The organism is Micromonospora pisi, assembly GCF_003633685.1.
Taxonomy (GTDB): domain Bacteria; phylum Actinomycetota; class Actinomycetes; order Mycobacteriales; family Micromonosporaceae; genus Micromonospora_G; species Micromonospora_G pisi.
Genome location: NZ_RBKT01000001.1, coordinates 8,667,060 through 8,691,832 on the forward strand (window position 1 = coordinate 8,667,060; position 24,773 = coordinate 8,691,832).

At 70.6% G+C, this 24,773-nt stretch carries 22 protein-coding genes and 1 pseudogene; 12 read left to right on the top strand and 11 right to left on the bottom strand.

Going from position 1 to position 24,773, the window contains the following annotated elements; all coding sequences use genetic code 11:
- Positions 1-28 precede the first annotated feature (28 nt).
- Positions 29-547 (top strand): hypothetical protein, encoded by a 519-nt coding sequence (locus BDK92_RS37870; RefSeq protein WP_121161267.1) that lies wholly within the window; start codon positions 29-31, stop codon positions 545-547.
- 18 nt (positions 548-565) lie between these two features.
- Here the strand turns inward: BDK92_RS37870 and BDK92_RS37875 are convergent, their stop codons facing one another.
- The 3 genes from BDK92_RS37875 to BDK92_RS37885 are packed head-to-tail and all read right to left on the bottom strand — an operon-like array spanning position 566 to position 4,732.
- A complete protein-coding gene (locus BDK92_RS37875) occupies positions 566-1,300 on the bottom strand; it encodes a hypothetical protein (RefSeq protein WP_121161269.1) in 735 nt (244 codons plus the stop codon).
- A 4-nt stretch (positions 1,301-1,304) separates the two neighbouring features.
- The gene (locus BDK92_RS37880; protein WP_246017451.1) at positions 1,305-3,173 is read right to left on the bottom strand and encodes a dynamin family protein; all 1,869 of its coding nucleotides are present in this window, start codon (positions 3,171-3,173) and stop codon (positions 1,305-1,307) included.
- The gene (locus tag BDK92_RS37885; protein ID WP_121161271.1) at positions 3,170-4,732 is read right to left on the bottom strand and encodes a dynamin family protein; all 1,563 of its coding nucleotides are present in this window, start codon (positions 4,730-4,732) and stop codon (positions 3,170-3,172) included. Before BDK92_RS37885 ends, BDK92_RS37880 begins: the two co-directional genes overlap by 4 nt.
- Positions 4,733-4,936: 204 nt before the next feature.
- Between BDK92_RS37885 and BDK92_RS40960 the strand changes: the two genes are divergently transcribed.
- Together BDK92_RS40960 and BDK92_RS37895 are read left to right on the top strand one after the other, a co-directional pair.
- Positions 4,937-7,495, top strand: a complete 2,559-nt coding sequence (locus BDK92_RS40960) for a LuxR C-terminal-related transcriptional regulator (protein WP_281278679.1) — start codon at positions 4,937-4,939, stop codon at positions 7,493-7,495.
- Positions 7,492-8,031 (top strand): LuxR family transcriptional regulator, encoded by a 540-nt coding sequence (locus BDK92_RS37895; RefSeq protein ID WP_121161275.1) that lies wholly within the window; start codon positions 7,492-7,494, stop codon positions 8,029-8,031. The genes BDK92_RS40960 and BDK92_RS37895 overlap by 4 nt, the downstream gene beginning before the upstream one ends.
- Before the next feature lie 39 nt (positions 8,032-8,070).
- Here BDK92_RS37895 and BDK92_RS37900 read toward each other — a convergent pair whose 3' ends face one another.
- Entirely contained in the window at positions 8,071-8,874 is an 804-nt protein-coding gene (locus tag BDK92_RS37900; protein WP_121161277.1) for a lysophospholipid acyltransferase family protein, read from the bottom strand.
- Between the two features lie 193 nt (positions 8,875-9,067).
- On the opposite strand from BDK92_RS37900, the gene BDK92_RS37905 reads away from it, so the two are divergent.
- The 3 genes from BDK92_RS37905 (at position 9,068) to cydB (ending at position 11,938) form a co-directional block, all read left to right on the top strand.
- On the top strand, positions 9,068-9,358 hold the full coding sequence (locus BDK92_RS37905) for a DUF1905 domain-containing protein (RefSeq protein WP_121161279.1): 291 nt from the start codon (positions 9,068-9,070) through the stop codon (positions 9,356-9,358).
- A gap of 121 nt (positions 9,359-9,479) precedes the next feature.
- On the top strand, positions 9,480-10,928 hold the full coding sequence (locus BDK92_RS37910; protein ID WP_121161281.1) for a cytochrome ubiquinol oxidase subunit I: 1,449 nt from the start codon (positions 9,480-9,482) through the stop codon (positions 10,926-10,928).
- Between the two features lie 14 nt (positions 10,929-10,942).
- Positions 10,943-11,938, top strand: coding sequence for a cytochrome d ubiquinol oxidase subunit II (gene cydB, locus BDK92_RS37915; RefSeq protein WP_121161283.1), 996 nt, complete (start codon positions 10,943-10,945; stop codon positions 11,936-11,938).
- Positions 11,939-12,012: 74 nt separating this feature from the next.
- Here the strand turns inward: cydB and BDK92_RS37920 are convergent, their stop codons facing one another.
- Complete coding sequence (locus tag BDK92_RS37920; RefSeq protein WP_121161285.1) at positions 12,013-12,735, bottom strand: hypothetical protein; 723 nt, start codon at positions 12,733-12,735, stop codon at positions 12,013-12,015.
- Between the two features lie 317 nt (positions 12,736-13,052).
- Between BDK92_RS37920 and BDK92_RS37925 the strand changes: the two genes are divergently transcribed.
- Complete coding sequence (locus tag BDK92_RS37925) at positions 13,053-13,781, top strand: SDR family NAD(P)-dependent oxidoreductase (protein ID WP_121161287.1); 729 nt, start codon at positions 13,053-13,055, stop codon at positions 13,779-13,781.
- A gap of 92 nt (positions 13,782-13,873) precedes the next feature.
- On the opposite strand, the gene BDK92_RS37930 is transcribed toward BDK92_RS37925, so the two are convergent.
- Together BDK92_RS37930 and BDK92_RS37935 are read right to left on the bottom strand one after the other, a co-directional pair.
- The gene (locus tag BDK92_RS37930) at positions 13,874-14,230 is read right to left on the bottom strand and encodes a DUF2255 family protein (RefSeq protein ID WP_170208841.1); all 357 of its coding nucleotides are present in this window, start codon (positions 14,228-14,230) and stop codon (positions 13,874-13,876) included.
- A gap of 172 nt (positions 14,231-14,402) precedes the next feature.
- On the bottom strand, positions 14,403-14,750 hold the full coding sequence (locus tag BDK92_RS37935) for a DUF1330 domain-containing protein (protein WP_121161291.1): 348 nt from the start codon (positions 14,748-14,750) through the stop codon (positions 14,403-14,405).
- A gap of 460 nt (positions 14,751-15,210) precedes the next feature.
- Here BDK92_RS37935 and BDK92_RS37940 point away from each other — a divergent pair, with 460 nt between their 5' ends.
- The 3 genes and pseudogenes from BDK92_RS37940 to BDK92_RS37950 all read left to right on the top strand — a co-directional run.
- Positions 15,211-16,209: a tyrosine-type recombinase/integrase gene (locus tag BDK92_RS37940; protein ID WP_121161293.1), complete on the top strand. Its 999-nt coding sequence runs from the start codon at positions 15,211-15,213 to the stop codon at positions 16,207-16,209.
- A gap of 29 nt (positions 16,210-16,238) precedes the next feature.
- Positions 16,239-16,403, top strand: coding sequence for a hypothetical protein (locus tag BDK92_RS39980; RefSeq protein ID WP_211349528.1), 165 nt, complete (start codon positions 16,239-16,241; stop codon positions 16,401-16,403).
- Positions 16,330-16,869: pseudogene (locus BDK92_RS37950) on the top strand (hypothetical protein); the annotation flags it as partial. The gene BDK92_RS39980 and the pseudogene BDK92_RS37950, both read left to right, overlap by 74 nt.
- A gap of 293 nt (positions 16,870-17,162) precedes the next feature.
- Here the strand turns inward: BDK92_RS37950 and BDK92_RS40710 are convergent.
- Entirely contained in the window at positions 17,163-18,611 is a 1,449-nt protein-coding gene (locus tag BDK92_RS40710; protein ID WP_246017453.1) for a pentapeptide repeat-containing protein, read from the bottom strand.
- A 556-nt stretch (positions 18,612-19,167) separates the two neighbouring features.
- On the opposite strand from BDK92_RS40710, the gene BDK92_RS37960 reads away from it, so the two are divergent.
- Positions 19,168-19,644 (top strand): MFS transporter, encoded by a 477-nt coding sequence (locus BDK92_RS37960; protein ID WP_211349529.1) that lies wholly within the window; start codon positions 19,168-19,170, stop codon positions 19,642-19,644.
- A 22-nt stretch (positions 19,645-19,666) separates the two neighbouring features.
- Here the strand turns inward: BDK92_RS37960 and BDK92_RS39510 are convergent, their stop codons facing one another.
- Together BDK92_RS39510 and BDK92_RS37990 are read right to left on the bottom strand one after the other, a co-directional pair.
- A complete protein-coding gene (locus tag BDK92_RS39510) occupies positions 19,667-22,312 on the bottom strand; it encodes an Hsp70 family protein (protein ID WP_170208842.1) in 2,646 nt (881 codons plus the stop codon).
- A 128-nt stretch (positions 22,313-22,440) separates the two neighbouring features.
- Positions 22,441-23,220 carry an endonuclease/exonuclease/phosphatase family protein gene (locus BDK92_RS37990; RefSeq protein WP_121161299.1) on the bottom strand — a complete coding sequence of 260 codons (780 nt, stop codon included), beginning with the start codon at positions 23,218-23,220 and terminating at the stop codon, positions 22,441-22,443.
- Positions 23,221-23,428: 208 nt separating this feature from the next.
- On the opposite strand from BDK92_RS37990, the gene BDK92_RS37995 reads away from it, so the two are divergent.
- The gene (locus BDK92_RS37995) at positions 23,429-24,199 is read left to right on the top strand and encodes a sulfite exporter TauE/SafE family protein (RefSeq protein ID WP_121161301.1); all 771 of its coding nucleotides are present in this window, start codon (positions 23,429-23,431) and stop codon (positions 24,197-24,199) included.
- A gap of 16 nt (positions 24,200-24,215) precedes the next feature.
- Here the strand turns inward: BDK92_RS37995 and def are convergent, their stop codons facing one another.
- On the bottom strand, positions 24,216-24,725 hold the full coding sequence (gene def, locus BDK92_RS38000; protein WP_121161303.1) for a peptide deformylase: 510 nt from the start codon (positions 24,723-24,725) through the stop codon (positions 24,216-24,218).
- Positions 24,726-24,773 lie beyond the last annotated feature (48 nt).

Consider the following 24,773-nt stretch of genomic DNA (forward strand, 5'->3'; position numbering starts at 1 on the left):
ATGACCGGTTCGACCCGTCGAACCGGTCATGCGAACCATCGGAACCGTCTCCGCCTCGCTGACCGTCACCGCCCTGTTGGCCACCGCCTGCGCCGCGTCCGACGCCCCGGCCGAGCGCCCGCCGGCCCCGCCGACCGCCCCGGTCACGGTCGCGGCGACCTGCCCGGCACCGACCCGGTCCCACCCGCCCCGGTCCGGGTACGACCCCGGACCGGCCGGGAACGTACCGGCCGACTTCGGGGCGGTCGCCGCGCTGCGCTGCACCGCGCTGCCGACCGGGATCACCGGACCGGTCACCGTCCAGGAAGATCGGCTCGACGGTGAACTCGACGGGCTGCTCACCGCGCTGGCCACCCCGTGGGCCAGTGAACGGGCCGACGTCTGCCCGTTGGACCACCGGGTGAACCCCTATCTGGTCCTGCTCGCCGCCGACGGGACCGCGATCCGCCCGGCGGTGCCGCTGGACGGCTGCGGCCAACCGCGCCGGGAGGTGATCGACGCGATCGACGCCCTGCCGTGGCGGGCGGTCCCCGTACCGGCCCGGTGAGCACGGCTCACCCGCCGGTCAGCTCTCCCGCTGCCCCCAGAACCGGGCCAGCGCACTGGTCGCCGGGTCCTCGGAATCGGCGAGTACGGCCCACGGGTCGGCGTCGGGCGGTAACTCCCGGGCGGCGTACCCGGCCAGTTCGGTGGGATCGGGGGCGGCCGTGGGAACGGCGGCGGGGTCCGGCAGCGTGTCCGGGCCGCCGAGGGTGGCCGGGTCGGCCCAGGGCCAGCCGTCGATCGGTTCCGGCGCCACCCCGCCCTCGAACGTTTCCGGGAACGCCGGTTGCGGCCACCCGTCGGCGTCGCCGTACGGCCCGAGGTCCGGATCGGCGCCCACCGGTGGCCCGGCCGAGCCGAAACCGACCTCGGCGTCCGGCTCCGCCGACCCCAGGCCGCTGTCGGCCTGCGCCGCGCCGAGGCCCGTGTCGGTGTCCGCCGCCGGACCCAGCCCACTGTCGGCGTCGACGCTTCCCGGCCCGGTTTCGGAGCTGAGGGAGTCGTCGCCGTACCCGAGATCGGTGTCGAAGGTGAACGGCTCGTCGCCGTACCCGATCGGTCCGGTCTCCGGCGACCCGCCGGGGTCCTCGGCGCCGGCACCACCACCACCACCGCCGGTGAGGTCGTCGGCGGGGCCGAACCCCTCGACCGGGTAGCCGTCATCGGCGGAAAGGTCCGGTAGGGCGCCGGTGTTGCCGTCGGGTCCGTCGTCGAATCCCGAACCGTCCTCGATCCACCCGTCCCAGTGGTCGGTCATCCGGCTACCCCCGCTCGTCCGGTGCCGCTGCCGGGGCGAGCACCCGGGCCCGGAGCAGCACCTCGTCGACCTGTTTGATCCGCGCCCGCAGCGTCTCCCGATCGGCCTGCAGCGCCGCCTTGCGTCTGGCCCGGCTCGACTTGTCCTCGACCATCGCCTTGTCGATCTCGGCGATGTGCGCGTCGAGTTCCTTCAACCGTCGTTCGATCGCGTCGTCGAGGGCGAGGGTCAACGCGTACTGCAGGTCGGTGAAACGGTGGGTCACCTCGTCGGAGAGCGCGGCCCGGGCCTCGGCGAGCACCTCCCGCAGCCAGGTCCGGGCCTGCTGCCGGTCGGCCTGCACCCGCCGCCGGTAGAGGATGAACGCGCCAGCGGCCAGGCCGAGCCCCAACCCCGCGAACGGCACCAGCAGCCCGCCGCCGATCAGTGTGCCGGCGCCGAGCGCGGAGGCGCCGGCCATCGCCCCCCGGCCGGCCATGAACGCCATCCCACCGGCCGACATCGCGATCATCACGTTGTCCGCGCCGCCGCCCTCACGGCGCGGTTTGCTGGCCAGGGCGTGCTCCAGTGTCGCGTTGAGCCGGCCCAGCACGTGCCGCAACTCGTCGGGGGCGAACACCTGCGCCAACGCCCGCTCGGCAACCTTGCCGAACCGGGCCTCGAGGTCGCGCGACAGGCGTACGGAGACCGCGTGCAGGGACTCGTCGACCAGTCCCGGCAGCCCCTTGAGGTCCTCACCCCGACCCTTCTCGACCTTGGTCAGGAGTTCCTCCTGCAGACTGCTCAGATACCCGCGCAGCAGACCGGTCACCTCGACCCGGGCCCGTTGCGTCTCGGTGCTCAGCGTCAACGACCACTGCCGGGACTCGGTGCGTTTCCGGGCCGCCAGCGCCGCCCGCTCCTGCCTCGCCCGGGACACGTCCGCCGGCTCCGGGTCGGTCGCCGCCAGCCTCGCCCCGAGGCCGAGGTCCAACCGGACCAGTTCGCTGCGGACCGTACGCAACACGTTCGCCTGGGCCAGCAGGTGCGCCTTGCCGGCCAGGTCGACCAACGCGTGCTGCAGTTCCCCGATCCGTGATTCACGGACCAGTTCGGTGGCCGCCTCGGCGGGGAGGGTCAACGCCAGCTCGGCCAGCCGGGACGAGACCGGGAACCAGGCGGCGGCGGCGAACCGGGCCGCGTGCGTACGCAACTGTGCCTGGTTGTCCGACCAGATCGTCCGCCAACCCGGGTACGCGTCGGTCTTGGTCAACGCGAACACGACCAGGTTGACCCGCTTACTCGCCTCGATCAGGAAGTCGAGTTCGGCCTTGCCGAACGGGGCCGACGCGTCCACCACGAACAACAGCAGGGTGGCCCGTTCCACCGCGTCCAGGGCGATCTCGGCGTGGACCGGGTCCAGCCCACCGGTGCCCGGGGTGTCGACGAGGGCCAGGTACTGCAACAGCGGGGCCGGGTGCCGTACCTCGAGCCGCCTCGGCGGGCGGGTCCCCTCCGGTAGGGTCCCCAGGCCGGTGCCCCAGTCCCGCAGGTCCGCCACACCGATCTCGACCGGGTCCTCCCGGCCCGGCACCCACGCCCGCGCGCCGGGTTCGGACCCGGGTACGAACTCCAGGTAGGTGCTGGTCGCCACGGCCACGTCCACCGGCGACAGTCCGGGCACCCCGATGAGCGCGTTGACCAGCGAACTCTTGCCCCGCTTGGTCTCACCGACCACCACCACCGCCGGCCGGGTCAGCTCCCGCCGCCGGACCGCGTCGACCTCGGCACCCGCGTCCGGGTCGACCTTGCGCAGGTACGCCAGCGACGTCTGCACCGCCCCGGTCAACAGTTTGCCCAGCGCCTCCGGTTTCACGTCCGCAGTCGCCGTCACCGCACCTGCCCTCCGTATCCGTATCCGACCGTCGGCGGCGCGGGTTCCGGCGGCGCCCCGGCACGGATCTGCTGTGCGAGTAGATAGAAGCCCCGATGCGCGACCAGCGCCACCCGGGACTGGGCCGGGCCGGCACCGGCGACCGCGTAGACCCGCCAACGGGTCGCCGCCGCCAGTGCCGCCTCAGCCAGCTCCCGTGGTCCCGCGCCGGGCAGGGACAGAATCCATTGCGGATCGGTGGCCAGCGCCAGCCGGGACAGCTCCTGTTCCATCGGCTCGGGCAGCTCGACCACGCCGGTGCCGACGAGCTGAGCCACCTCCAGCAGCCGCAACCGGTGGTACTCAGGCTGTTGCAGCACCCGTTCGATCGCGTCTCGCAGCAGTTCCCGGTCCGCCGGTACGGCGGCGTGGCTGGCGATCCGCTCCAGGGCGGAGAGCGCCCACCCGGCCTTGATCGCGTCGGTCCGCCACCGGAACGCCTGGTCCAGGGTGTGTCGCAGACGCGGGAAACCCGACGCCTGGAACAGTGCCCGGACCAGGTCACCACTGGCCAACCGTGGTGCGGCGGCGAACCGCGCCAGGGCGAAGCCGACCCCGTACAGGTCCAGCAGCCGCAGCAGCCGCTCCCGTTGCGCCCGTGGCACCACACAGTCCCGCCTGGTGAACAGGTCCACCGAGGCGAGCAGGATCATCCGTTCGGTGGCCGGCAGCCCGGCCAACGTACGCAGCGCCTCACAGTCGGCGGCGGTCAACCGGCCCGCCTCGGTCGTCTCGGCCAGCAGCCCCACCACCGGCACCACGTCCGACACCACCCGACGCAACACGGCGGCCTGGCCGTCGGCGAGCGGCCCGGCGACCGGCCACGGGTCGTCCGGCCCGCCGACGAGCTTGTCGACCTTGTTGAACAGACCGAGGGAGTTGATCGGGTTGCTGGCCAGCCGCGCGGACACCGAACGGAACGCCTCCAGGGCCTCCACGTCGTCGTCCCGTACCGCCTGGGTGAACACGTAGACGATCGCCTCGGCGCCGGAGACCGCCCCGACCGAGTCGGCGTCGATGTCGTCGTCGTACGGGGCGACGGCGTCACCGTGCAGGAACCGGCTGGCACCGTCGCTGACGGAGGTGTTGGTCGAGCCGAGCCCGGGGGTGTCGACCACGGTCAGGTCCCGCAGATGGTCACTGGTGAGCGTCACGTCCACGAACGCGATCTCGGCCCGCGCCACCCCGAGCCGGGACGGGATCATCCCGGCCTCGTCCAGCGGCAGACTCGTACGGCTGCCGTCGCGGCGCACCACGTCGACCCGGTCGGTGGTGCCGTACCGGAACTGGGTGACGACCCGGGTGCACTCGCCGACCTCGGTCGGCGCCACCCGGCGACCGATCAACGCGTTGACAAGTGTCGACTTTCCGGCTTTGAGTCGGCCGGCGATCGCCACCCGCAACGGCTCGTCGAGCCGGCGCCGTACGCCGAAGACCTGTCCCTGCAACGAAACGCCGAGCCGAGGCCCCACCTCGTCGCAGAGCGCGGCGACGCGGGCACCGAGCGGACCTGATCCCATGACTCGTCAGCCGGCGGTACGGTCGGCGACAATGGCATGGTCACGGCGGTCTTGCTCGCTCATATCGTTGGTCGTCCCTCCGACGCGGCGACAGGGCGGGGCGCTCCTGTCGGACCTCACACTACGAATATCCTGCCGGCGCAGGATCCCACGTTCGTGCCACCGCCCCCGCGGTGGTGGCCGCGAGCCCTGGCGGGAGGACCAGTGCGGCACGCACTCGGCGGCGACCCCGACGACCGCGTCCCCGGAGACGGGCCGGTCGACGCGTCCGCGCGCGCCCTCGCCGCCGCCTCGGCGGCGCTGACCGGACCCGGCCTGGTGGTGATCCACGGTGGTCCGGGCAGCGGGCGCAGCACCCTGCTGCGCCGCCTCGGCGCCACCTTCCACGGGCCGGTGTTCTCCGGAAACGCGCTGGCCACCCTGCAGGCGGTGCCGGCGTTCGGGCTCAGTCACGCGCTGCGGGTGCGACTGCCGACCGACGACCCGGCGCTGCTCGCCGAAGCGGTCCGGTCCCGGGTCCGGGCTGGTCTGCTGCTTCTCGACGATCTGCAGTGGGCGGACCCGGTGACCCTCGCCGCCCTGGTCCCACTGGCCGCGCACTGCCGGGTGGCGGTGGCGTTGCGTACCCCGCACCGGCTGCCACCGGCCGCGGTGACGGCGATGCGCGGCGCGGCGACCGGCTGGTTGGCCGTACCGCCGCTGGACCCGGACGCGGCGGCCACGTTGGCCCGCACCACCGCCCCCGGCCTGGACCCGGCCACGGTCGCCGACGTGGTCCGACGCGCCGGCGGCACACCGTTGGCGGTGACGGTGCTGGCCCGGCACGCCGCCGACCATCCGTCCGGTGCCGCCGACGTCGACCAGATCGGGTACGTCGTCGCGACCGCCCTGGCCGACCTGACCCGCCCGGCCCGTACCGCCCTGGCCGCGCTCGGTCTCCTCGGCCGTCCCGCCAGCACGGGGCTGCTCGGCCCCGGTGCCGACGAACTCGCCGCCGCCGGACTGGTCGAACGCACCGGGGACGGCACCGTCGCCCCGGCGTCGCCGTACCTGGCCGAGGTCGCGGCCGGAATGCTCGACCCCGACGGCCGGCGGGCCCTGCACGAGCGGCTGGCCGAACTCGTCCCGGCCGCCGAGTCGCCCCGGCACCTGGCCGCCGCCGGCCGTCCCACGGCCGCGTACGTGGCCGCGGTCACCGCCGCCGACGACGCGACCACCGTCGGGGCCCGCGCCGACCTGCTCCTGTTCGCCTGCGGGCTGCCCGAGGTCGACCCGGAACCCGGGGTCCGGGTCGCCGCCGCCCACGCCGCGCTCGCCTGTGGCCGTCCCCGTGCCGCGGCACGCGTCCTGACCGGCAGCGCCCCGCTCGGGGTGGCCGCCTCGGTGCTGCGGGCCGAGGCCCTGGTACGCGTCGGTGACCTGGCGGCGGCCCGCACCGCGGTCGCACCGGTGCCCGACTCGGCGGCACCCGAACTCGTCGCCTCCCGGGACCGGGTGATGCTGCTCGCGGCACTCGCCGACGACCCGGTCGCCGCGAGCCGGGCACTGGCCGGGGTCGTCGCCCGACACGGCTCCGAGCCGGCCCACCCGGGGCTGCGCGCCGCGTACGCGGCGGTCGCGGCCGTGACCCGGCAGCCCGGCTGGGAACACTCCCTGGGTACGGCCGCCGACGGCGACGACCCGCTCGCCGCCCGGTGGAGCGGGTGGCTGCTGGTCGAGACGTTGATCGCCGACGCCCGGCTGCCCGAGGCGATGCGGGCCGCCACCCGGTACGCCCGCGCCTGCGGCACCGACCTCGCCTACAGCTGGCAGACCCGCTTCCTCGGCGCGTCCCTGTGGTGCGCCGCGCTCTCCGGCACGGGTAGGGAACCGGACGAGGTGCTGCGTCGCGCCGGTGACCTGACCGACCGGACGCTACCCACCCTGGCCCGCCAGTACGCGGTGGCGGCGGCGAGCCTGCTCGAGGCCGACGCCGGGCTCCTCGCACCCGCCCGGGCCCGGCTCGCGACCGTGTCCGGGGCACCCGGCGGGCCACTGGACTGGGTGACCCGGGAGGCGGCCTGGCTCGACGGTCAACCGGAGCGGGCAGCGGCTCCCGGCCACGCCCCGCCGGGACCGACCCTGCTCGACGGGCTGCGCCGGATCACCGCCCGGTGGGCGGCGCACGACAGTTCCCACCCCACCGCCGGCCGCACCGACGGCACCCCGACGACGCGCACCCCGGCCGCCGTACGTCAGACCCTGGCCGCCTGGGACAGCGCCGACGACGACCCGGCCGGCTTCAGCGGCGCCGCCACCGCCTGGCACGACCTGGTGGTACGCGAGGAGGTCCGCTGCCTGCTCGCACACGGCCTGCACGAACACGACCCCGAACGGGCCGTGCCCGCGCTGCTGGCCGCCGAACGGCTGGCCGAAGAGACCGGCCTGGTGGTCCTGCTCGGCCGGGCCCGACGCGGGTTGCGCCGGCACTCGGTACGCCGTGACCGTCGCGGCCCCCGCACCGGCACCTCACTCACCCACCGGGAACGGGACGTGTTGCGCCTGGTCGCGGCGGGGGAGCCGTCCCGGCGGATCGCCGGCCAGCTCGGTGTCTCCGGGGAGACGGTGGAGACACACATCCGTTCCGGGATGCGCAAACTCGGTGCCCGTACCCGTACCGAGGCGGCCGCGCTCGCGCTCACGCTCACCGGGTTGCCGGCGCCGCGTACCGGGGACGAACGGGTACCGGCGGCGCCCACGCCCACCGGGGAGGTGGGCCGATGACCGCGCCCGATTCGCCGCGCTACGTCCTCTCCTCGGCGGTGGACGCCACCACGGTACTGCGCCGGCTGGCCCGCTCCGGCTGGTCGACCCGGGAGGGGTTCGCGTTGCCCGACGGTGGGTGGGACCTGCGGCCGGCCCGGGTGGTGCTCTTCGGTCGGGTGCCGGACCTGGACACGGCGCGGCTGGTGCTGCTGGCCGCCGCCCGGGGTGCCGGTGTGGTGGCGATCGTCGACGCCGGCGCGGACGTCGGCCGGGCGCTCGTCGCCGACCTGGACCGGCTCGGGCCGGTCCACCGGGACGCCGACAGCGGACCGGAACCGGTCGGCGCGACCGTGTCGACGCAACTGGTCCCAGAGCAGCGGGCGTTGCTGGAACGGCTGGCCAACGGTGAGACGATCGCCGCCGCCGCGGCGGCCGAGTTCCTGTCCCTGCGTACCGCCAACCGGCGGATCGCGCAGGCCCGGGAGGCGCTCGGTGTCCGTACCACCCGCGAGGCGGTCCTGGCCTACCTGCGGCAACGCCAACCGGAGCAGTAGCCCACCGCCGGCCGGATCGGGGCGGCGCCCCGACGGTCGTCACACCACGGTCGGCGGACTGTTGCCGGGTTCACCGGGGCGGCGGTGCGAACGGGTCGTCTCCACCGGCCGGGTCGGATCATGATGACGGGGGCGGTCCGGCTCGTCGGGACGCAACGGGGCCAGGCCCGAGGTCAACGCGTCGATGATCCGGTCGGTGGCCCGACGGGCGGCGCCCGGTACGGTCGGGTCGAGCCCGCTCAGGTCGACCGGGTCACCGAAGTGCACCCGGATCACCGGGCGGCGTACGAGTGCCCGACCGACCGCGCGCAGCAGTCCCTGGGGGGTGCCGTAGGGCAGCACCTCGTGCGCCCCCCACTGGGCGACCGGTACCACCACGGCACCGCTGGCGAGGGCGAGCCGGGCGGTGCCGGTCTTGCCTCGTTCGGGCCACATGCCGGGGTCCAGTCCCATCCTTCCCTCCGGGTAGACCAGCACCACCGATCCGCCGGCAACCGCCGAGACCGCCGAGGAGAGAGCCTGGCCGACCTCGGGGGTGCGCCGGTCGACGCGGATGTGGCCACTGCGCCGCATCACGGATCCGATCAGCGGGGCGCGGAACAGACCACCGGTCGCCATGATCCGTGGGGCGATCCGGCGGACCTGGCACGCGGCGGTGAGCACGACCGGGTCGAACGGGCTGATGTGGTTGGCGGCCAGGATCAGCGGCCCGTGGCGCAGCTGATCCGGTACGTCGCCGGTGACTCGTAGCCGGGCGAGCGCCCCGACCAGCATTCGACCGACCAGTTGCAGGGCGCGCCAGAGTCGCGGAGCCCGCCAGGGGGCGTCGGTGACGGTGTCCATCAGCCGCCGATCTTCGCACAGTCCGGCCGGGATCGGCGCGGTAGCGGGCCGGTGGGTGAGCGTGGGCCGGTCCGCCCGGGCCGGGGGGGCCGAGGATCTCCGGCCGGAAACAGCGGCCTGGCGGGCCTCGTCGCGGGGGACATCGACGGTAGCGTCCGGTGGGTTCATCGACAGACGAGTCCGGGAGACGAGCATGGCCACGCCGCGAAGCCCGCAGCCGCTCGACCACACCTTCACCGCGCCGATCGAGAAGCACGGGGCGTTCGCCACCTACGTGACGGTGCCGAACTCAGCCGAAGTGTTCGGGACCAGGCGGGCGGTGAAGGTCGGCGGGACGATCGACGGGCATCCGTTCACCGCGACCTGCATGCCGTCCGGTGCGGGTCCGCACTGGCTGCCGATCAGGGCCGCCCTGTGCAAGCTCATCGGCAAGGACCAGGCCGGCGTTGACGTGACCTTCCACCTGGACCAGCGGTTCAGCTGAGCTCCGTACGGCGGTAGACCGGGCGGGGGAGTGTGGTCGAGCGCACTCCGGTCCAGCCCATCCAGGTTCTACGACAGTCAGTAGTATTTACTACAGGCCGTCGTAGAACCTGGGGGTTTTCGTGGACGCTCTGGATGTCGCCCGCTGGCAGTTCGGTGTCACCACCGTCTACCACTTCCTCTTCGTACCACTGACCATCGGACTCTCCGTACTCGTCGCCATCCTGCAAACCCTCTGGTACCGCACCGGCAACGAGCGCTACCTCAAACTCACCAAGTTCTACGGCAAACTCTTCCTCATCAACTTCGCCATGGGCGTCGTCACCGGCATCGTCCAGGAATTCCAGTTCGGCATGAACTGGAGCGACTACTCCCGCTTCGTCGGCGACGTCTTCGGCGCACCCCTGGCCATCGAAGCACTCCTCGCCTTCTTCCTCGAATCCACCTTCCTCGGCCTATGGATCTTCGGCTGGGACCGGCTACCACGCCGCATCCACCTCGCCACCATCTGGGCCGCCGCCATCGGCTCCACCCTCAGCGCCTACTTCATCCTCGCCGCCAACTCCTGGATGCAGCACCCCGTCGGCTACCGAATCAACCCCGACACCAAACGCGCCGAACTGACCGACATCTTCGCCGTACTCACCAACAAGGTCACCCTCGCCACGTTCCCGCACACCCTCGCCGGATGCTTCCTCGTCGCCGGCTCCCTGATGGTCTCCGTCGCCCTCTGGCACCTCATCCGCCGCCGCCCACACACCACCGACCAACCCGAACCAACGCAACAAAACGACACCGACACCAACGCCTTCCGGTTCGCCCTCAAATTCGGCGCCGTCGTCACCCTTGTCGCCGCCGTAGGCGTCCTCATCAGCGGCGACATCCAAGGCAAGATCATGACCGACGTACAGCCCATGAAAATGGCCGCCGCCGAAGGGCTCTACCACACCGAACAACCCGCCGCGTTCTCCGTACTCACCATCGGCAGCCTCGACGGAACCCGCGAACTCTACGCCCTCAAAATCCCGTACCTGCTCTCCTTCCTCGGCACCGGCGACCCTCACGGCGAAGTCAAAGGCATCAACGACCTCCAAGCCCAGTACGTCTCCGAATACGGACCCGGCAGCTACACCCCGATCATCCCGGTCACCTACTGGAGCTTCCGCTTCATGATCGCCCTCGGCATGGCCGCCGCCGCAGTAGCCGCCTTGGCCCTCTGGACCACCCGCCGAGGCCGCACCCCCACCTCCCGCTGGCTACTACGCGCCGGCATCATCCTGCCCATCCTGCCGCTCGCCGCGAACTGCTTCGGCTGGATCTTCACCGAAATGGGCCGCCAACCCTGGGTCGTCTTCGGCGAAATGCTCACCCGCGACGGCGTCTCCCGCAGCGTCTCCCTCACCGAAGTCCTCACCTCCTTCACCTCCTTCACCCTCATCTACGCCACCCTCGCCTTCATCGAAATCCGACTCCTGCTCCGCTACGCCCGCGCCGGACTACCCGACACCACCCCACCCCCACCCGACGACACCACCGCCGACGAAGACCGCCCCCTCGCCTTCGCCTACTGACCCCGGAGCCCACAGTGGAACTCACCACCGTCTGGTTTCTGCTCATCGCCGTCCTCTTCACCGGCTACTTCATCCTCGAAGGCTTCGACTTCGGCGTCGGCGCGCTCCTACCCGTACTCGGCCGCAACGACCGCGAACGCCGCGTACTGATCAACACCATCGGCCCGGTCTGGGACGGCAACGAAGTCTGGCTGATCACCGCCGCCGGCGGACTCTTCGCCGCCTTCCCCGAGTGGTACGCCACCCTCTTCTCCGGCTTCTACCTGCCCCTACTCCTCATCCTGCTCGCCCTGATCGGCCGAGGCGTCGCCTTCGAATACCGACACAAGCGCCCCGACGCCCCCTGGAAACAACGCTGGGACGCCGTCATCACCATCGGCTCCGCAATCCCCGCCATCGGCTGGGGCATCATCCTCGCCAACATCGTCCGAGGCGTACCGCTCGACACCAACCACGACTACACCGGCGGACTACTCGACCTGCTCCACCCGTACGCCCTCCTCGGCGGCGCCACCACCGCCGCCCTCTTCCTCACCCACGGCGCCGTCTTCCTCGCCCTCAAAACCAACGGCGACATCCGCACCCGCGCCGGAAACCTCGCCACCCGCACCATCCCCGCCGCGCTCGCCCTCACCGCCGCCTTCCTCACCTGGACCCTCACCCAACGCCACAACCTCACCGCCATCACCCTCGCCGCAACAGCCACCCTCGCCCTCACCGGCGCGCTCGCCGCCACCCGAGCACGCCGCGAAGGCTGGGCCTTCGCCGGCACCGCCGCCGCCATCGGCCTCACCATGGCAACCCTCTTCGCCGCCCTCTACCCGAACGTCCTACCCTCCACCACCGACCCCACCGGCACCCTGACCGTCGTCAACGCCGCCTCCACCCCCTACACCCTCAAAATCATGAGCTGGGTGGCCCTCGTCTTCACCCCCGTCGTCCTCGCCTACCAAGGCTGGACCTACTGGGTCTTCCGCCGCCGCATCAGCATCGCCAACATCCCCCACTGACCCCCACCCACCCACACAAAACAGCGCGCCCCCGGAATCGTGATTCCGGGGGCGCGCCAACTAACACACCCAACTCAGCCCGCGTCGCGCAACTCCGCCAACCGGGCCTCGATCTCGGCCAGCTCCGCCCGCAGCTTCTCCGCCTGCTGCTCAGCCTCACTCCGCTCCACCGACATGATCTGCTCCACCGCCTCATGCACACCCGGAACGTCGATCAACGACACCATCTTCAACGCCTCGACCGGCTTGATCACGTACGGCTTCGCCAACGCCTTGCTGCCCTGCGTCGCCGCCAACGTCCACTCCCCGTCAGCGTACGAAAGGGTCACCGTCAGACCCGCCGGACCCTTCGGCCGGGCCGGCTTCGCCACCGCCCGCCGCGCCGGCTTCGCATCCTGCTCCGCCACACCAACCGGGGGAGTGTCCACCGTGCTCACCACAACCTCCTCACGGGGCGCCGGCACCGGCGTCCTCACCACCATGAACTCCGGCTCCGGAGCGGCCTCCACCGGCTCCGGCTCCACCTTCTGCTCAACCCGACGACCCGTCGCCCCACGCGGCGGAATACTCAGATCAGTGGGGGAGAACGGCAACTCGTCCCGACCGAACCGCACCACCACCCACTCATCCGACGTCGCCGGATCGGCCAACTCCACCACCTGACCGATCTGCCCGGCGATCTGCCCCGCCGCCTCGGTGAACATCACCTTCGGCTTCCGACCACCGGCCAACGTGTCCCGGATGGTCTGCAACTCCTCGGTGGACAACCCTCGGGAATCGGTATGCGCGGCAGCCATCAGATCCTTCTTCCGTACACCTGTTTGATTTCCTGCTTTCCTACCAGCCCGCTCCGACAACGTCGAATCCGCCCCACCACCACCGGCCCCACCGACCGGTCACCGCCACCAACACCCGCAACACCCGATCCGCCGCACACCCACCCGCGCGAACCCCGCCACCAGAGCCCGGAAACGACAACCACGCGCCGGATTCCCCAGAGCACCGACGACAATGCGCCGAAGCGTACGCCGTGCGCCACACCACACCGAGCACCCCGTACCAGCACCGACAAAAGCGGTAACGTCGCTCCAACCCACCAGCGCGGAGGCACCCGATGAGCCCGGTAACAGTCGTCACCGGCGGCAGCCGTGGCATCGGCGCCGCGACCGTACGCCAACTCGCCCGCGCCGGCCACGACATCGTCTTCTGCTACCGCCGCGACACCGAAGCCGCCGCCGCCGTCCTGCACGACATCCACACCGCCGGCGTACGCGGCCACGCCGTCCAGGCCGACACCACCGACCCCGAACAGGTCGACCACCTCTTCACCACCGCCGCCGAACTCGGCGACATCACCGGCCTGGTCAACAACGCCGGCGTCACCAGCCCGGTCGGACCCCTCGTCGACCTCACCCTCACCGACCTACGCCGCGTCATCGACGTCAACCTCGTCGGCTACATCCTCTGCGCCCAACAGGCCGCCCGACGGATGGGCGCCGGCGCCGCGATCGTCAACATCTCCTCGGCCGCCGCCACCCTCGGCAGCCCCGGCGAATACATCCACTACGCCGCCGTCAAGGCCGCCACCGACACCCTCACCATCGGACTCGCCAAAGAACTCGGCCCCCGCAAGATCCGGGTCAACACCGTCTCACCCGGCACCATCTGGACCGACATACACGCCGTCTCCGGGGTGCCCGACCGACCCGCCCGGATCGCGGAACGGGTGCCACTCGGGCGCGCCGGAGAAGCCGACGAGATCGCCGCCGCCGTCGTCTGGCTGCTCAGCGACGCCGCTTCGTACACCACCGGAGCGACCCTCAGAGTCGCCGGCGGCCTCTGAACCGGCGCGGACGTGCCGGACAGGCCGCAGAGATCAACCAGGCGCCGGGGGAGAGGCCTGAACCTCAACCTGAACGTCAGGGGACCCGGTCCCTACCTCACGTTGACCCTCATGGTGCACCCACGCACCTGCGGCGACGCGACCTGACGCAGCGCCGAACCCTGGTCGGCGTACTTGGCCTGGTACGCCTCGTCGACCCGCTCGATCACCGCCTCGTCATCGAGGTTCTCGACGGTCACCGGATACCGCTGACTGCCGTCCACGAACGCGGCCCGACCGGTACGTTGCACCCGCCGATACCACTTCGACTGCGGACCATAGGCGCTGCGGACGTACGGCACACCGTCCACCACCACCGCCCAGATCGGGGTGACGACCTCACCGCCGTCGCGCATCTCGGTGGCGATGTGCACCGTGTCCGTACCCGTGAAGTAGTCGATGACAGCCATGTGTTCCATGGTGTACCCGATTTCGCCGCGGCGGAGCCGGTGGACGAAATCTCGTACCAGAGCGTCTCCCTGACGAACGGACACCTTGCCGCCGTGACCGACGAGGATGGACGAGGCTGGCAGGTCGACCGGGGGACGTTCCGTGGAGACGGTGGGGAACCGAGCCTGAGGGCTACTCGGCGGGCAGGGCCTCCCGCATCACCTTCGCGGTGGCAGTCGGGTCGTAGCCCTCGGGGACGCCTTCGATCATGATGATGTCGCCCTCGATGTGCCGCGAGCGTAGCGGGGCGATCTCCTGGTACGCGGGAGAGTCCCACCAGCTTCGTGCCTCGGCGATTCCGGGGAAGCCGATCATCACGACGTTCCCGGGCCAGGTGCCCTCCTTCACCTCGTGCTGCGTGACATGCACGAGGAAGCGGCCACCGTACGGCTCGAAGGTGCCGGCGATGCGCTCGACGTACTCGGCGATCTCCGGGTGCGGGGCGGCCTCTTGCAGGTTTGCTATGACGTAGGCGGGCATGGTGTCCTTTCGGGCCAGTCAGGCTCTGTACGCCAATGATCATCGCAGGCGGACGCACCGGGGGGTCGATGACCTCATTGTTCCTGAGTTCGACTCATCGGCTCCCGATTCGATAATGTGCATTATGTCAACTAGGCCGGTCTCCGGTGCCCGTCGAGCACCGGAGAGGGTCCCTCGGGGCCTCGTCCGGAAACCTCCTCGATCGAGGTTCAGGGGTGCCGCCCCCGGCGATCAGGCGTGCCGGCTCGGCCGACAGCGCGCCGCCGTGCCGACTCACGCCGTGCGTCGGCACGGCGCCGCCGGGGTGCACCAGTGCCCACAGAGCACTGCCGTCGCCGTCGACCACCCTTGATCGGTATGAGCTTCCCCGCGTACGGCACCGTGCCCGGCGGTACGCCAAACAAGATCAGCACCCTCCACCCCTTCCGGTGACACCGGTAAAACATGCATAATATTCCTTATGCAGGACAAAAGTGACATATCGTTACTGAGGCTGATCGAGGACTTCCTCACCGCGCGCGGCACCCGCAAGCCTTCGCCACACACCCTGCAGGCCTATCGCCGGGACCTGGTCGCGATCGGACAGTTGGTCGCCGAGGAGAACGATCCTCCCCTCCCCCTGGCCGAGCTGCCGCTCTCCGTTCTCACCGCGCGCACCCTCCGGTCCGCGTTCGCACGCTTCGCCGCTCCCCGGGCGCCCGCGTCGATCTACCGGGCCTGGTCGACGTGGAACAGCTTCTTCATCTTCCTGGTCACTGACGGTGTGGTGGCCGGGAACCCGATGTCGGCGGTGGACAAACCGTCGGCACCGGTCCCCCTACCCAAGCCGCTTCGGGGTGAGGACACTCCGGAACAGTTGTTGCACGCGGTCGCCCGGGAGGACCAGCGGCAGCGTCATCCGTGGCCCGAGCGGGACCTGGCCGTGCTCGCGTTGGCGCTCTGCGCGGGTCTGCGTCTGTCCGAGCTGCTCGCGTTGCGGGTTGGTTCGCTGGCCGGGCGGGCGGGCGAGCGTCGGGTCGAGGTTGACGGTAAGGGTGGTCGGCCCAGGGTGATCCCGGTGGAGCCGGAGCTTGACGCCGTGGTGCTGCGGTATCTGGACAGTCGGCGGCGGCGCTTCGGCGCACGGTCGGTACGGCGGGAGGCGGTGCTGCTGGTCGATCGGCATGGTGAGCCGTTGCGCCGGGGCGGGTTGCAGTACCTGGTGGAGTCTTGTTACCGGCGGGCGGGGATCAACGATCGGGTTCCGCGTGGGGCGCGGTTGCACGCGTTACGGCACACGTTCGCGACCCGGTTGGCGGAGGACGGTGCGACCGCTTCGGAGATCATGTGGCTGCTGGGCCACGCGAGCTTGACGACCAGTCAGAACTACATCGATGTGACCGCTGGTCAGCAGCGGGCGGCGGTGCGCGCTAATCGCACGAATCGGGCTTTGGGTGGTCTGGCCGCGGGTGGTTCCTGATCGTGCAAGGGCGGGTCACGGGGTGGCCGGTGCCTGGGTTGCCGGTCTTCTGCTGGACGGTCGCGAGCATCTCGGTCATGGACGCCGGCGGGGTCGGTGACGGGGAACTGGACTGCCCGGATGACGGCGGTGGGGTCGACGAGGAGGGTCAGGCGTTTGAACCGGTCGACGCCGGCGGCGCGGAAGGTCGATAGGAGGAGCCCGGCGGCGAGTTTGTTGTCCTGGTCGGAGAGGAGCGGGAGCGGTGGCCGGGCGTGGTCGGCGAGTTGGTCTGGGCGTTGGGTGCTGATGCCGCTGACCGCGCTGACGGTGCTCGACGCCACGGCGTTCGAGTTGGGTCTGGTTGCCGCCGCCAGTTATGTCGCGTGGATCGTGATCGGGTTGCCGGCTGGTGTGCTGGTCCAGCGTCTGCCGTTGCGGGGTGCGCAGGTGGGTGCGGATCTGGCGCGGGCGGTTGCGGTGGGGTCGGTGCCGTTGGCGTGGTGGTGGGGTCATCTGACAATCGCGCAGTTGATCGTCACGGCGCTGGTGGTGAGCTTCGCGAATGTGGTTTTCGACCCAGGCGCGGCGGACCGTTGGCCGCCGGTTCGGGCGATGATCCGGGAGGGTTGGCGTTTCGTCAGCCGTCATGCGGTGATCGGGCCGGCGATGTGGGCGGCAATTAGTTGATCTTCGGGGGCTCCGAGGGTCATCGGTCTGGCGTCTTTGCTGGTAGTCGTGCGACTGGCATCGCGGGTGTTGGTCACGCCATGTCCATCGCGCCGGTCACCACTTTTGGCTGCTGGGTGAGCGACGTGACAACGATGTGGAGGCAACGAACCTGGTTCTGAACGGCGAAGTGCCCCGCCGTCCAGAGCCCGGACGGCGGGGCACTTCTTACTGGCCGGGCGTACAGCAAAACAGCGAAAAACCGAAGCTAAAGGGACCGCCGGCGGTGCCGCCGCCTTGATTACCTAGAACGGCACTGGTTCGGCGTCGGCGAGGTAGCGGTGCAGTGAGGTCTTGGGGATACCGGTCTTGGTGGCGATGGTGCCGAGGCTGGCGCCTTGAGCATTGAGCAGCCGGGCGTATTCGCTCGGGTGGGCGAGCGCAGCCAATTCTACAGCTGGTGGACCCCCGTACTCCTTCCCGTCCAGAGTCGCTCCGTCGAACTCGGCGTCACCGTTGAAGGTAGCTCCGTCGAACCTGATGCCGTTGTGGTACGCCAGGCTGAACGCAGCGCCGTGACTGAAGTCCACCTGAGCGAAATCGGCGTCACCGTTGAACGTCGTCTTGGCGAACGCAGTGCCGTTGCGGAATGTCCCGCTGTGAAATATGGCACGGCCGTGGAAGGTAACCCCGCTGAAACTGGTGCCGTTGTAGCAGGTCGGCTCGATGAACCAGGCATCACCGCTGAACACCGCCCCGTCGAAATCGGTGCCTCCGTGGAAGGTTGTGTAATCGAAAATTGCGTCATCATGGAAGGTTGCCCTGCTGAACGTGGCGTCACCGAGAGACATGACGTCACCGCTGATCGTCCCCCCAATGAACATCGCAAATCTGAACTTGGCCTCATCGCTGAACGTCGCCCCTTCGAACCTGGTGTCGCCGTGGAAGGTCGCAGAGGTGAAGTCGGCGTTGTGGAGGTGGCAGCCGGTGAAGTCGGTGTTGATGAGGTTCGCTTCGGCAAGGTCCAGGACCAGTGTCGGCCCCCAGTACGAGGGGTTGGGTTCCTTGTTCTGGGTTGTGGGGCGCAGGTGGTGGGCGAGGATGCGTTGAGCGGCGAGGCGGACCTGGCGTTCTTCTCGTGGATCCACGGATGCGTTGTGAGGGCCGGTGTCGTCGGTGGTGGCTGGGGCGGGGTCGTCGGTGGTGGGCTTGGTGTCTGGCGGGGTGTAGGGCATACGCAGGTAGGCGCAGATCACCTCGACGATGCTCTGCCGGTGGATCGGGTTGTCCTGGGCGAGACGTTCCAGGGCGTACAGGCCGGCAAGACGGACCGGGGCCTTGTCCGAGCCGAGCTGGTCGGCGGCCTTCACGTACAGCTCGGTGACGCGCTTCTCCCCGGCGTCGTACTCGGTGGCCTGCTGGGTGCGTTCGGCCAACTGTTGTCGGCGGAACGCCAGCACCAGCGCGAACGCGCCGGCCACGGCGGCGCCGATGGTCAGGCCGGTCCGGATGGACTCAACCCGCAGCTGCGCCCGCTGCACCCCGTCGCCGACCATCGGCACGGAACCTTGCAGCCAGGCCACGGCGGCCCAGGTGACCACTCCCACCACGGCCACGCCGGCCGGGATCACCCACGACCGTAGGGGCCGCACCTGCCGGTCCGGTGTCGTCGGCGCGGCGGACGCCTCACTCCCCTGACCATCTCGACGCCGCAGCAGCATCCCCATAGCCAGCACCGCCAGGCTCGCCGCCACCGGTATCAGCACCGACCCCCCGGAGGCCAGGGCACCCCACCATGGCCGGGGAACCAACGCCAGCGCGACCACCAGCAGGCCCAGCCCGCCAGCAGCCATCAGAAGATCACTTAGCCGTTTCGTCACGCTGGGAAATCATGTCACTACAAAGCAAATCTCGTTGTGTCCGGCGAGCCGGTCGAGCACCCCGGCATGGGCGCGGCGGGTGTTCGGGTTCCTGTACCGCGCGGAGCCCAAGAACCGGTCGACCACGATCCGGATCGTCGCGCCCTCCATGAGCCGTAGTCCTTCGGTCGGGCCGGCGCTACGGCGGGCGCCTTACTGACCGCTTCCGTCTACTCGATGTCGTATTCGTACGGTCCTCGGCATCGTCGCGGTTGGCGGCGTCGTGCGCCCGGTCGTCGAAGCCGCTGGTTGCGGTCGGTGAGTTCGGGTCACGTTCGGCCGCCGCGCGGATGCGGTCGGCGGACTCGTTTGCCCCGCGGCGCTGGCGACAGCCCTCGCGGCTAGATCATCTTCTTCGCGGCTGGTGACGCGGTTCTTACCAACGTCCCTGGTGGGTCTGCTGTTGGCGGCTGACGGGATCGGCACGTTGATCGGTGCGGCGTTGCCGACGCGGTTCACGAGGTGGATCGGTTCGGCTCGGGCGTTGATTGTCGCGGGGTTCGTCGCGGCGGCTGGGGCGGTTGTCGTTCCGTGGGGTGCCGGTGGGTTCGCGTACGTGATGTTCGTGGTCGGCAACGTGGTCTTCTCGGCGGGGGTGGTGGTGCCCAGTGTGGTCACTCGAACGTATCGGCAGGTCGCGAGCCCGCCGGAGTTGTTGTCGCGGGTGATGGCGACAGTGCGGTTCGTGTCGTGGGGTGCGGTGCCGGTGGGTGGTGTGGTCGCGGGGGCGCGTCACGTTGTTGGTCTGTGCGGGGTGCTGGTCGGTGCGCCGGTGGTGTTGGTCCTCTCCCCCGTATGCCGGTTGCGGGATCTCACCGATTTCCGGGTGGCGGATCGGGATGGTGAGGCGGTGGCGGTCGGCGGGTGAGGTGTCGGCTGCTGGTTGCGGCTCATTTGGCTGGTGCGGCGGCGAGGTCGGTGATGGTGAAGGTGAGGGTGCGGCGGTCGGCGGTGAGGACGGCGACGAGGTTGCCGTGGAGGGTGACCTGTTCGGGTTGGTCGATGCCGATCGTCACGCCGTTGGTGGTCCGTCCGGTGGCGATTTCCTGGACGGCGACCTGCCATTGGGAGGTGGTGCCGTCGTATTCCTGGACGACCATGTGGGTGCCGTTGGTGGCGGTGACGGCGGCGAACGTGCCGAGTTGTCGGTGCTGGCGGCCGTCGTGGCCGAGGATCCGGGCTTCGGAGATGCGGTTGAACAGGCCGTCGCCGCAGATGAGGGTGGTGGGGCCGGCGTACCAGGTTTCGTCGTCGGCGGACTCGGTGGGGTTGGACCAGGCTTCTTTGCCGGTGCGGGTGTCGATGGCGATGGTGCGGTTCTTGCGGGTCTCGCCGATCGCCGCGCAGATGAGGTGGGGGCCGCAGGGTTTGACGTGTTCGATGTCGACTCCGGCGGGTTGTTCCAGTTTCCATTTCTGTTTCAGGTCGGTGGCGTTGTAGGCGGCGAGTACGTCGCGGCCGGCTGAGCTGGTGTTGCTGAGCTTGCCGATGACGAGGTTGTCGAAGGCGACCCAGCGTTCCTCGTCGAGGGGTAGCGCGCCGCTGCTCTTGACCTTCCCGGTGTGGGCGTCGAGGGTGTAGCCCTTGCCGTTGGTGGTGTTGAGTTCGACGACGGTGGGTGTGGTCGTGACGGTGTCGTGGAGGGCGCCGTACGAGGCGGGCAGGGTGCCGGCGGCCGGGTCGGGTGTGGTGGGCCATTGGCGCATGGCTTCGATCCGGTGGCGGTCGATGAGGAGCAGGTCGGAGTTGCCGGCGCGCTGCCAGCGTTGTTTGCCGGTGCCGAGGTCGATGTTGAGTACGGCGTTGCCGTCGATGGAGCCGCGGGTTTCGATGATGACGTTGGTGCCGTAGTAGGCGACGTCGTGGCGGTTGACCCAGGTGGATTTCCAGAGCAGTTTGCCGTCGGTGGCGGTGAGGACGGCGCGTACGGGTTTGCCGTCGTCGGTGGCGGATTCCTTGCCGTCGACGATGATGAGGCCGCCGTCGGTGGTGTCGACGGCGGTGAGGGTGAGTTCGGCGGGTTCGATGGGGATCTTGGTGGTCCATTGTGCCGCTCCCCCGCTGCCGGGCAGGGCGGTGATGTCGGTGCTGCCGTTGCCGACGGCGGCGGTGATGACGGCGCGGTCGGCGATGGTGACGGCGGCGGCGCCGGTGGCGGTTGCCGGGTGGGTTTGGCCGGGGGCGAGGGTGCCGTCGGGGGTGGGGCGGTCGTCCTGGACGCCGGGGATCCGGTTGGTCTGGTTCGTTTGTTGGATGAGGCTGTTGAGTCGGTCGACGAGGTAGTTGCCGCCGGTGAGGCTGGTGCCGACGCAGGCTGCGACGGTGACGAGTGCGGTGGTGGTGGTCAGGACGCGGCGGGTTCGGCGGCGGTCGGGGGCGGCGGTTGGTGTGGCTGTGGTGGGTGGCGGTGTGGGGGTCGGTCGGGGTGGCGGTGGGACGGGTGTCGGCGGCGGTGTGTGTCGGTTGGTGGTGGGGTGGCGGAGTGCGCCGTAGGCGACGGGGAGTTCGGGTTGTTCGGGTACGGCGGGGGCGATGCCGAGGCGGGCGTGGAGCCGGCTGGCGACCAGTGGCATGCGACTGGATCCGCCGACGAGCAGGAGCGCGGCGAGGGTGGTGGGTTCGATGCCGGCTCGTTGCAGGACGCGGCGGGTTTCGTCGACGGCGCGGGCGATCAGCGGGGCGGCGATGCGGTCGAGTTCTTCGCGGGTGAGGTGGAGGGGTTCGGCGCGTCCGGGCACGGTGACGGGTGCGGTGGTGGTGCGGGAGAGCATTTCCTTGGCGGCGCGGATTTCGGCCCAGAGGGTTTGCCGGTCGCGGCGGTCGACGGGGTTGTCCGGGTGGTGGAGTCGTTGCCACAGGTCGGGGTCGCGTAGGGCGATGAGGTGGCCGAGGTGGGCGACGAGGGCGTCGTCGATGTCGATGCCGCCGAGGTCGTCGAGGCCGCCGGTGGCGAGGACGCGGGGGCCGGTGGTTTCTCGGCGTACGACGGTGACGTCGAGGGTGCCGCCGCCGAAGTCGAAGATGGTCAGGGTGGCGCCGGGCGGCAGCTGCGGGCCGAGGAGGTCGAGGCAGTAGTGGGCGGCGGCGACGGGTTCGTCGACGAGTTCGACTTCGCCGAGTCCCGCTTGGCGGGCGGCGGCGCGGAGCAGTTCGCGGCGGGGTTGGCCCCAGTCGGCGGGGCAGGTGAGGACGGTGCCGGTGCGGGGGTCGACGCCGGTGAGGCGGGCTTCGTCGGCTACCCGGCGTAGGCCGGCGGCGAGGAGTTGTTCGACGGGTGTGTCGTGGTCGCCGAGGAGGACGGTGCCGTCGTCGATGCGGCGTTTGGGGTGTGGTTCGAAGCGGTCGGGTTCTCCGCTGGCGAGTCGGTGGGCGTCGCGGCCGGTATGGGGGGTGCCGTCGGCGTCGAGGTAGATGCCGCTGGGTAGGAGCGGGGTGCCGTCGAAGAGGAGTGGCCGGGGTGGTTGGCCGGGACGGTGGATTACCGCGACGGTGTGGGTGGTGCCGAGGTCGACGGCGAGTCGGGCCGTGGTGTTCACCGTTGTCCGCCTTCCGGCGGACGCGGGGGGACGCCGCCGGGGGGCGATGTTACTGCTTGGGTACGACCGTTGGTGTCGGCTGGGTGGTTCGGTCCCGGCTGTCGGTTTCCGGCTGCGGGGATGGTGGGTCAGCCGAGGTCGACGACGAGGGGTCGGTGGTCGGAGATGGTGGCGGCGGGGGCGGTGACGGCGGTGACGGCGGGGAGCCGTTGGCTGCCGCGTGGGTCGGCGAGGATGTGGTCGAGTTGGACCTGGGGGGCGGCGGAGGGGTAGGTGGGTTGGCAGCCGAGGGTGTGCCAGCGGGAGACGAGGGTGGCGAGTCGGGCGGGGAGGTTGAGGTCGCCGAGGAGGATGCGGGGGGCGGGTAGGGAGCGTAGGGCGCGGACGACCTGGCGGAGTTGGCGGAGGTTCCAGCCGGGTACGAAGGAGAGGTGGGTGGCGGCGGCGGTGATGGGGCCGTGGGGGGTGTCGAGTACGGCGGCGAGTAGTACCCGGGGTTCGTCGTGGAGCAGGGTGAAGCCGCCGCCGGGGCCGGAGATGTAGATGGGGGCGCGTAGCGGTGCCGGTGTGAGGCGGGTGACGCGCCAGGCGCGGGCCGGGTAGCGGCTGACGAGGCCGACTCCGTAGAGGGGTTCGCCGTGGCCGTCGTCTTCGTGGTTGAGGGGGCGGAATCCTTCGCCGGGGGTGCCGACGACGGCGGCGGCGAATCGGTGGGTGGGTGCGTCGAGGGCTTGGGCGGCGATGGCGGTGAGGTCGAGGTGGCCGCTGCGGGACTGGTCCCGGTCGACTTCCTGGAGGGCGAGGATGTCGGCGTCGAGGGCGGTGACGGTGTCGGTCAGCCGGGTCTGGTCCACCATGCCGTCGTGTAGGGATCGGCCGTGGAGCAGGTTGAAGGTGACCAGTCGCACCTCTGCACCTTACGGGCTGTTGTGGGACAGTTTCTGGGTGATCTTCAAGCTGTTGCTCTGTTCGGCGTTGGTGTTTGTGCTTTTGGGTGCGGCCGGTATCGCGTTGCGGCGGCTGCGAGGGCGGTGATCGGCAGGGCTCCGGGTGTGCGGGTGAGGCTGACCACAGGGTCGCTCGTCGTGGGTGGGGGCGGCGGAATAATGCCCGCTCGTGGATCCGGGTGCGTTGACGACGTTGCTGGTGGCGGCCACGGCGGCCGGGTGGGTCGACGCGGTGGTCGGTGGTGGGGGTCTGCTGCTGTTGCCGGCGTTGTTGATCGCCGCGCCGGGGTTGGCGTTGCCGGTGGCGTTGGGGACGAACAAGTTCGCGGCGATCGCGGGTACGGCGACGGCGGCGGTGACGTACGCCCGCCGTACGAAGATCGATTGGCGGTTGGCGGGGCCGGCGGCGGGCCTGGCGGTGGTGATGGCCGGGGTCGGTGCGGCGTTGGCTGGGATGGTGCCGGGACGGGCGTACCGGCCGGTGGTGTTGGCGGTGCTGGTGGCGGTGGCGTTGTTCGTGACGTTGCGGCCCCGGCTGGGGGTGGTGGCGGAGCCGTCGAAGCGTACGGGGGGGCGGGTCGCGGTGGCGGTGGCGGTCGCCGGCGGGGTGATCGCGCTGTACGACGGTCTGATCGGTCCGGGTACCGGCACGTTCCTGGTGTTGACGTTCACGGCTCTGGTCGGCGCTGATTTTGTCCATGGTTCGGCGATGGCGAAGTTGGTCAACGCGGGAACGAACCTGGGGGCGTTGGTGGTGTTCGCGTCCGCCGGGCATGTCTGGTGGACGTTGGGTGCGGCGATGGCGGCGTGCAACGTGCTGGGTGCGGCGGTGGGCGCGCGGATGGCGTTGCGGCGCGGTTCGGGCTTTGTCCGGGTGGTGTTGCTGGTGGTGGTGTTGGCCCTGGTGACGAAGCTCGGCTACGACCAGTGGCTGGCGTGACCGGCCAGGGGTCGGGTCAGGCGTTGGTGCCGGGTGAGGCGAATCGGCCGGCTCGGATCTCCCGTAGTGCCCGGCGGCGGGTGTCGCCGCGCAGGGTGTCGACGTAGAGGCGCCCGTTGAGGTGGTCGGTTTCGTGCTGGAGGGCGCGGGCGAGGAAGCCGGTGCCGTTGATGGTCCGGGGTTCGCCGTGCTGGTCGAAGCCGTGGGCGGTGGCGTGCAGGGCGCGTGGGGTCGGGAAGTAGAGCCCTGGGATGGAGAGGCAGCCCTCGTCGTCGTCCTGGAGTTCGGTGGAGAGTTCCAGGGTGGGGTTGATCAGGTGGCCGCGGTGTCCGTCGGCGTCGTAGACGAAGACGCGGGCGCTGATGCCGATCTGCGGTGCGGCGACGCCGGCGCGGCCGGGGGCGCCGAGCAGGGTGTCCATCAGGTCGGTGACCAGGTCGCGTAGTTCCGCGTCGAAGGTGGTGACCGGTTCGCAGGGGGTGCGCAGTACGGCGTCGCCGATGATCCTGATGGGCCGCATCGTCATGGGGTGAGGTTATCGCCGTACGGTCGGGGGTGGCGCACCGCGGTCGGC

Bases quoted from the DNA above. Each gene is read 5' to 3' on its own strand.
- BDK92_RS37905 (WP_121161279.1), top strand. From the start codon at position 9,068: ATGGCCACGCCGCGAAGCCCGCAGCCGCTCGACCACACCTTCACCGCG.
- BDK92_RS37930 (WP_170208841.1), bottom strand. From the start codon at position 14,230: ATGGCTGTCATCGACTACTTCACGGGTACGGACACGGTGCACATCGCC.
- BDK92_RS37885 (WP_121161271.1), bottom strand. From the start codon at position 4,732: ATGGGATCAGGTCCGCTCGGTGCCCGCGTCGCCGCGCTCTGCGACGAG.
- def (WP_121161303.1), bottom strand. From the start codon at position 24,725: ATGACGATGCGGCCCATCAGGATCATCGGCGACGCCGTACTGCGCACC.
- BDK92_RS37895 (WP_121161275.1), top strand. From the start codon at position 7,492: ATGACCGCGCCCGATTCGCCGCGCTACGTCCTCTCCTCGGCGGTGGAC.
- BDK92_RS37925 (WP_121161287.1), top strand. From the start codon at position 13,053: ATGAGCCCGGTAACAGTCGTCACCGGCGGCAGCCGTGGCATCGGCGCC.
- BDK92_RS37940 (WP_121161293.1), top strand. From the start codon at position 15,211: ATGCAGGACAAAAGTGACATATCGTTACTGAGGCTGATCGAGGACTTC.
- BDK92_RS37935 (WP_121161291.1), bottom strand. From the start codon at position 14,750: ATGCCCGCCTACGTCATAGCAAACCTGCAAGAGGCCGCCCCGCACCCG.
- BDK92_RS37875 (WP_121161269.1), bottom strand. From the start codon at position 1,300: ATGACCGACCACTGGGACGGGTGGATCGAGGACGGTTCGGGATTCGAC.
- BDK92_RS37920 (WP_121161285.1), bottom strand. From the start codon at position 12,735: ATGGCTGCCGCGCATACCGATTCCCGAGGGTTGTCCACCGAGGAGTTG.
- BDK92_RS37870 (WP_121161267.1), top strand. From the start codon at position 29: ATGCGAACCATCGGAACCGTCTCCGCCTCGCTGACCGTCACCGCCCTG.
- BDK92_RS37900 (WP_121161277.1), bottom strand. From the start codon at position 8,874: ATGGACACCGTCACCGACGCCCCCTGGCGGGCTCCGCGACTCTGGCGC.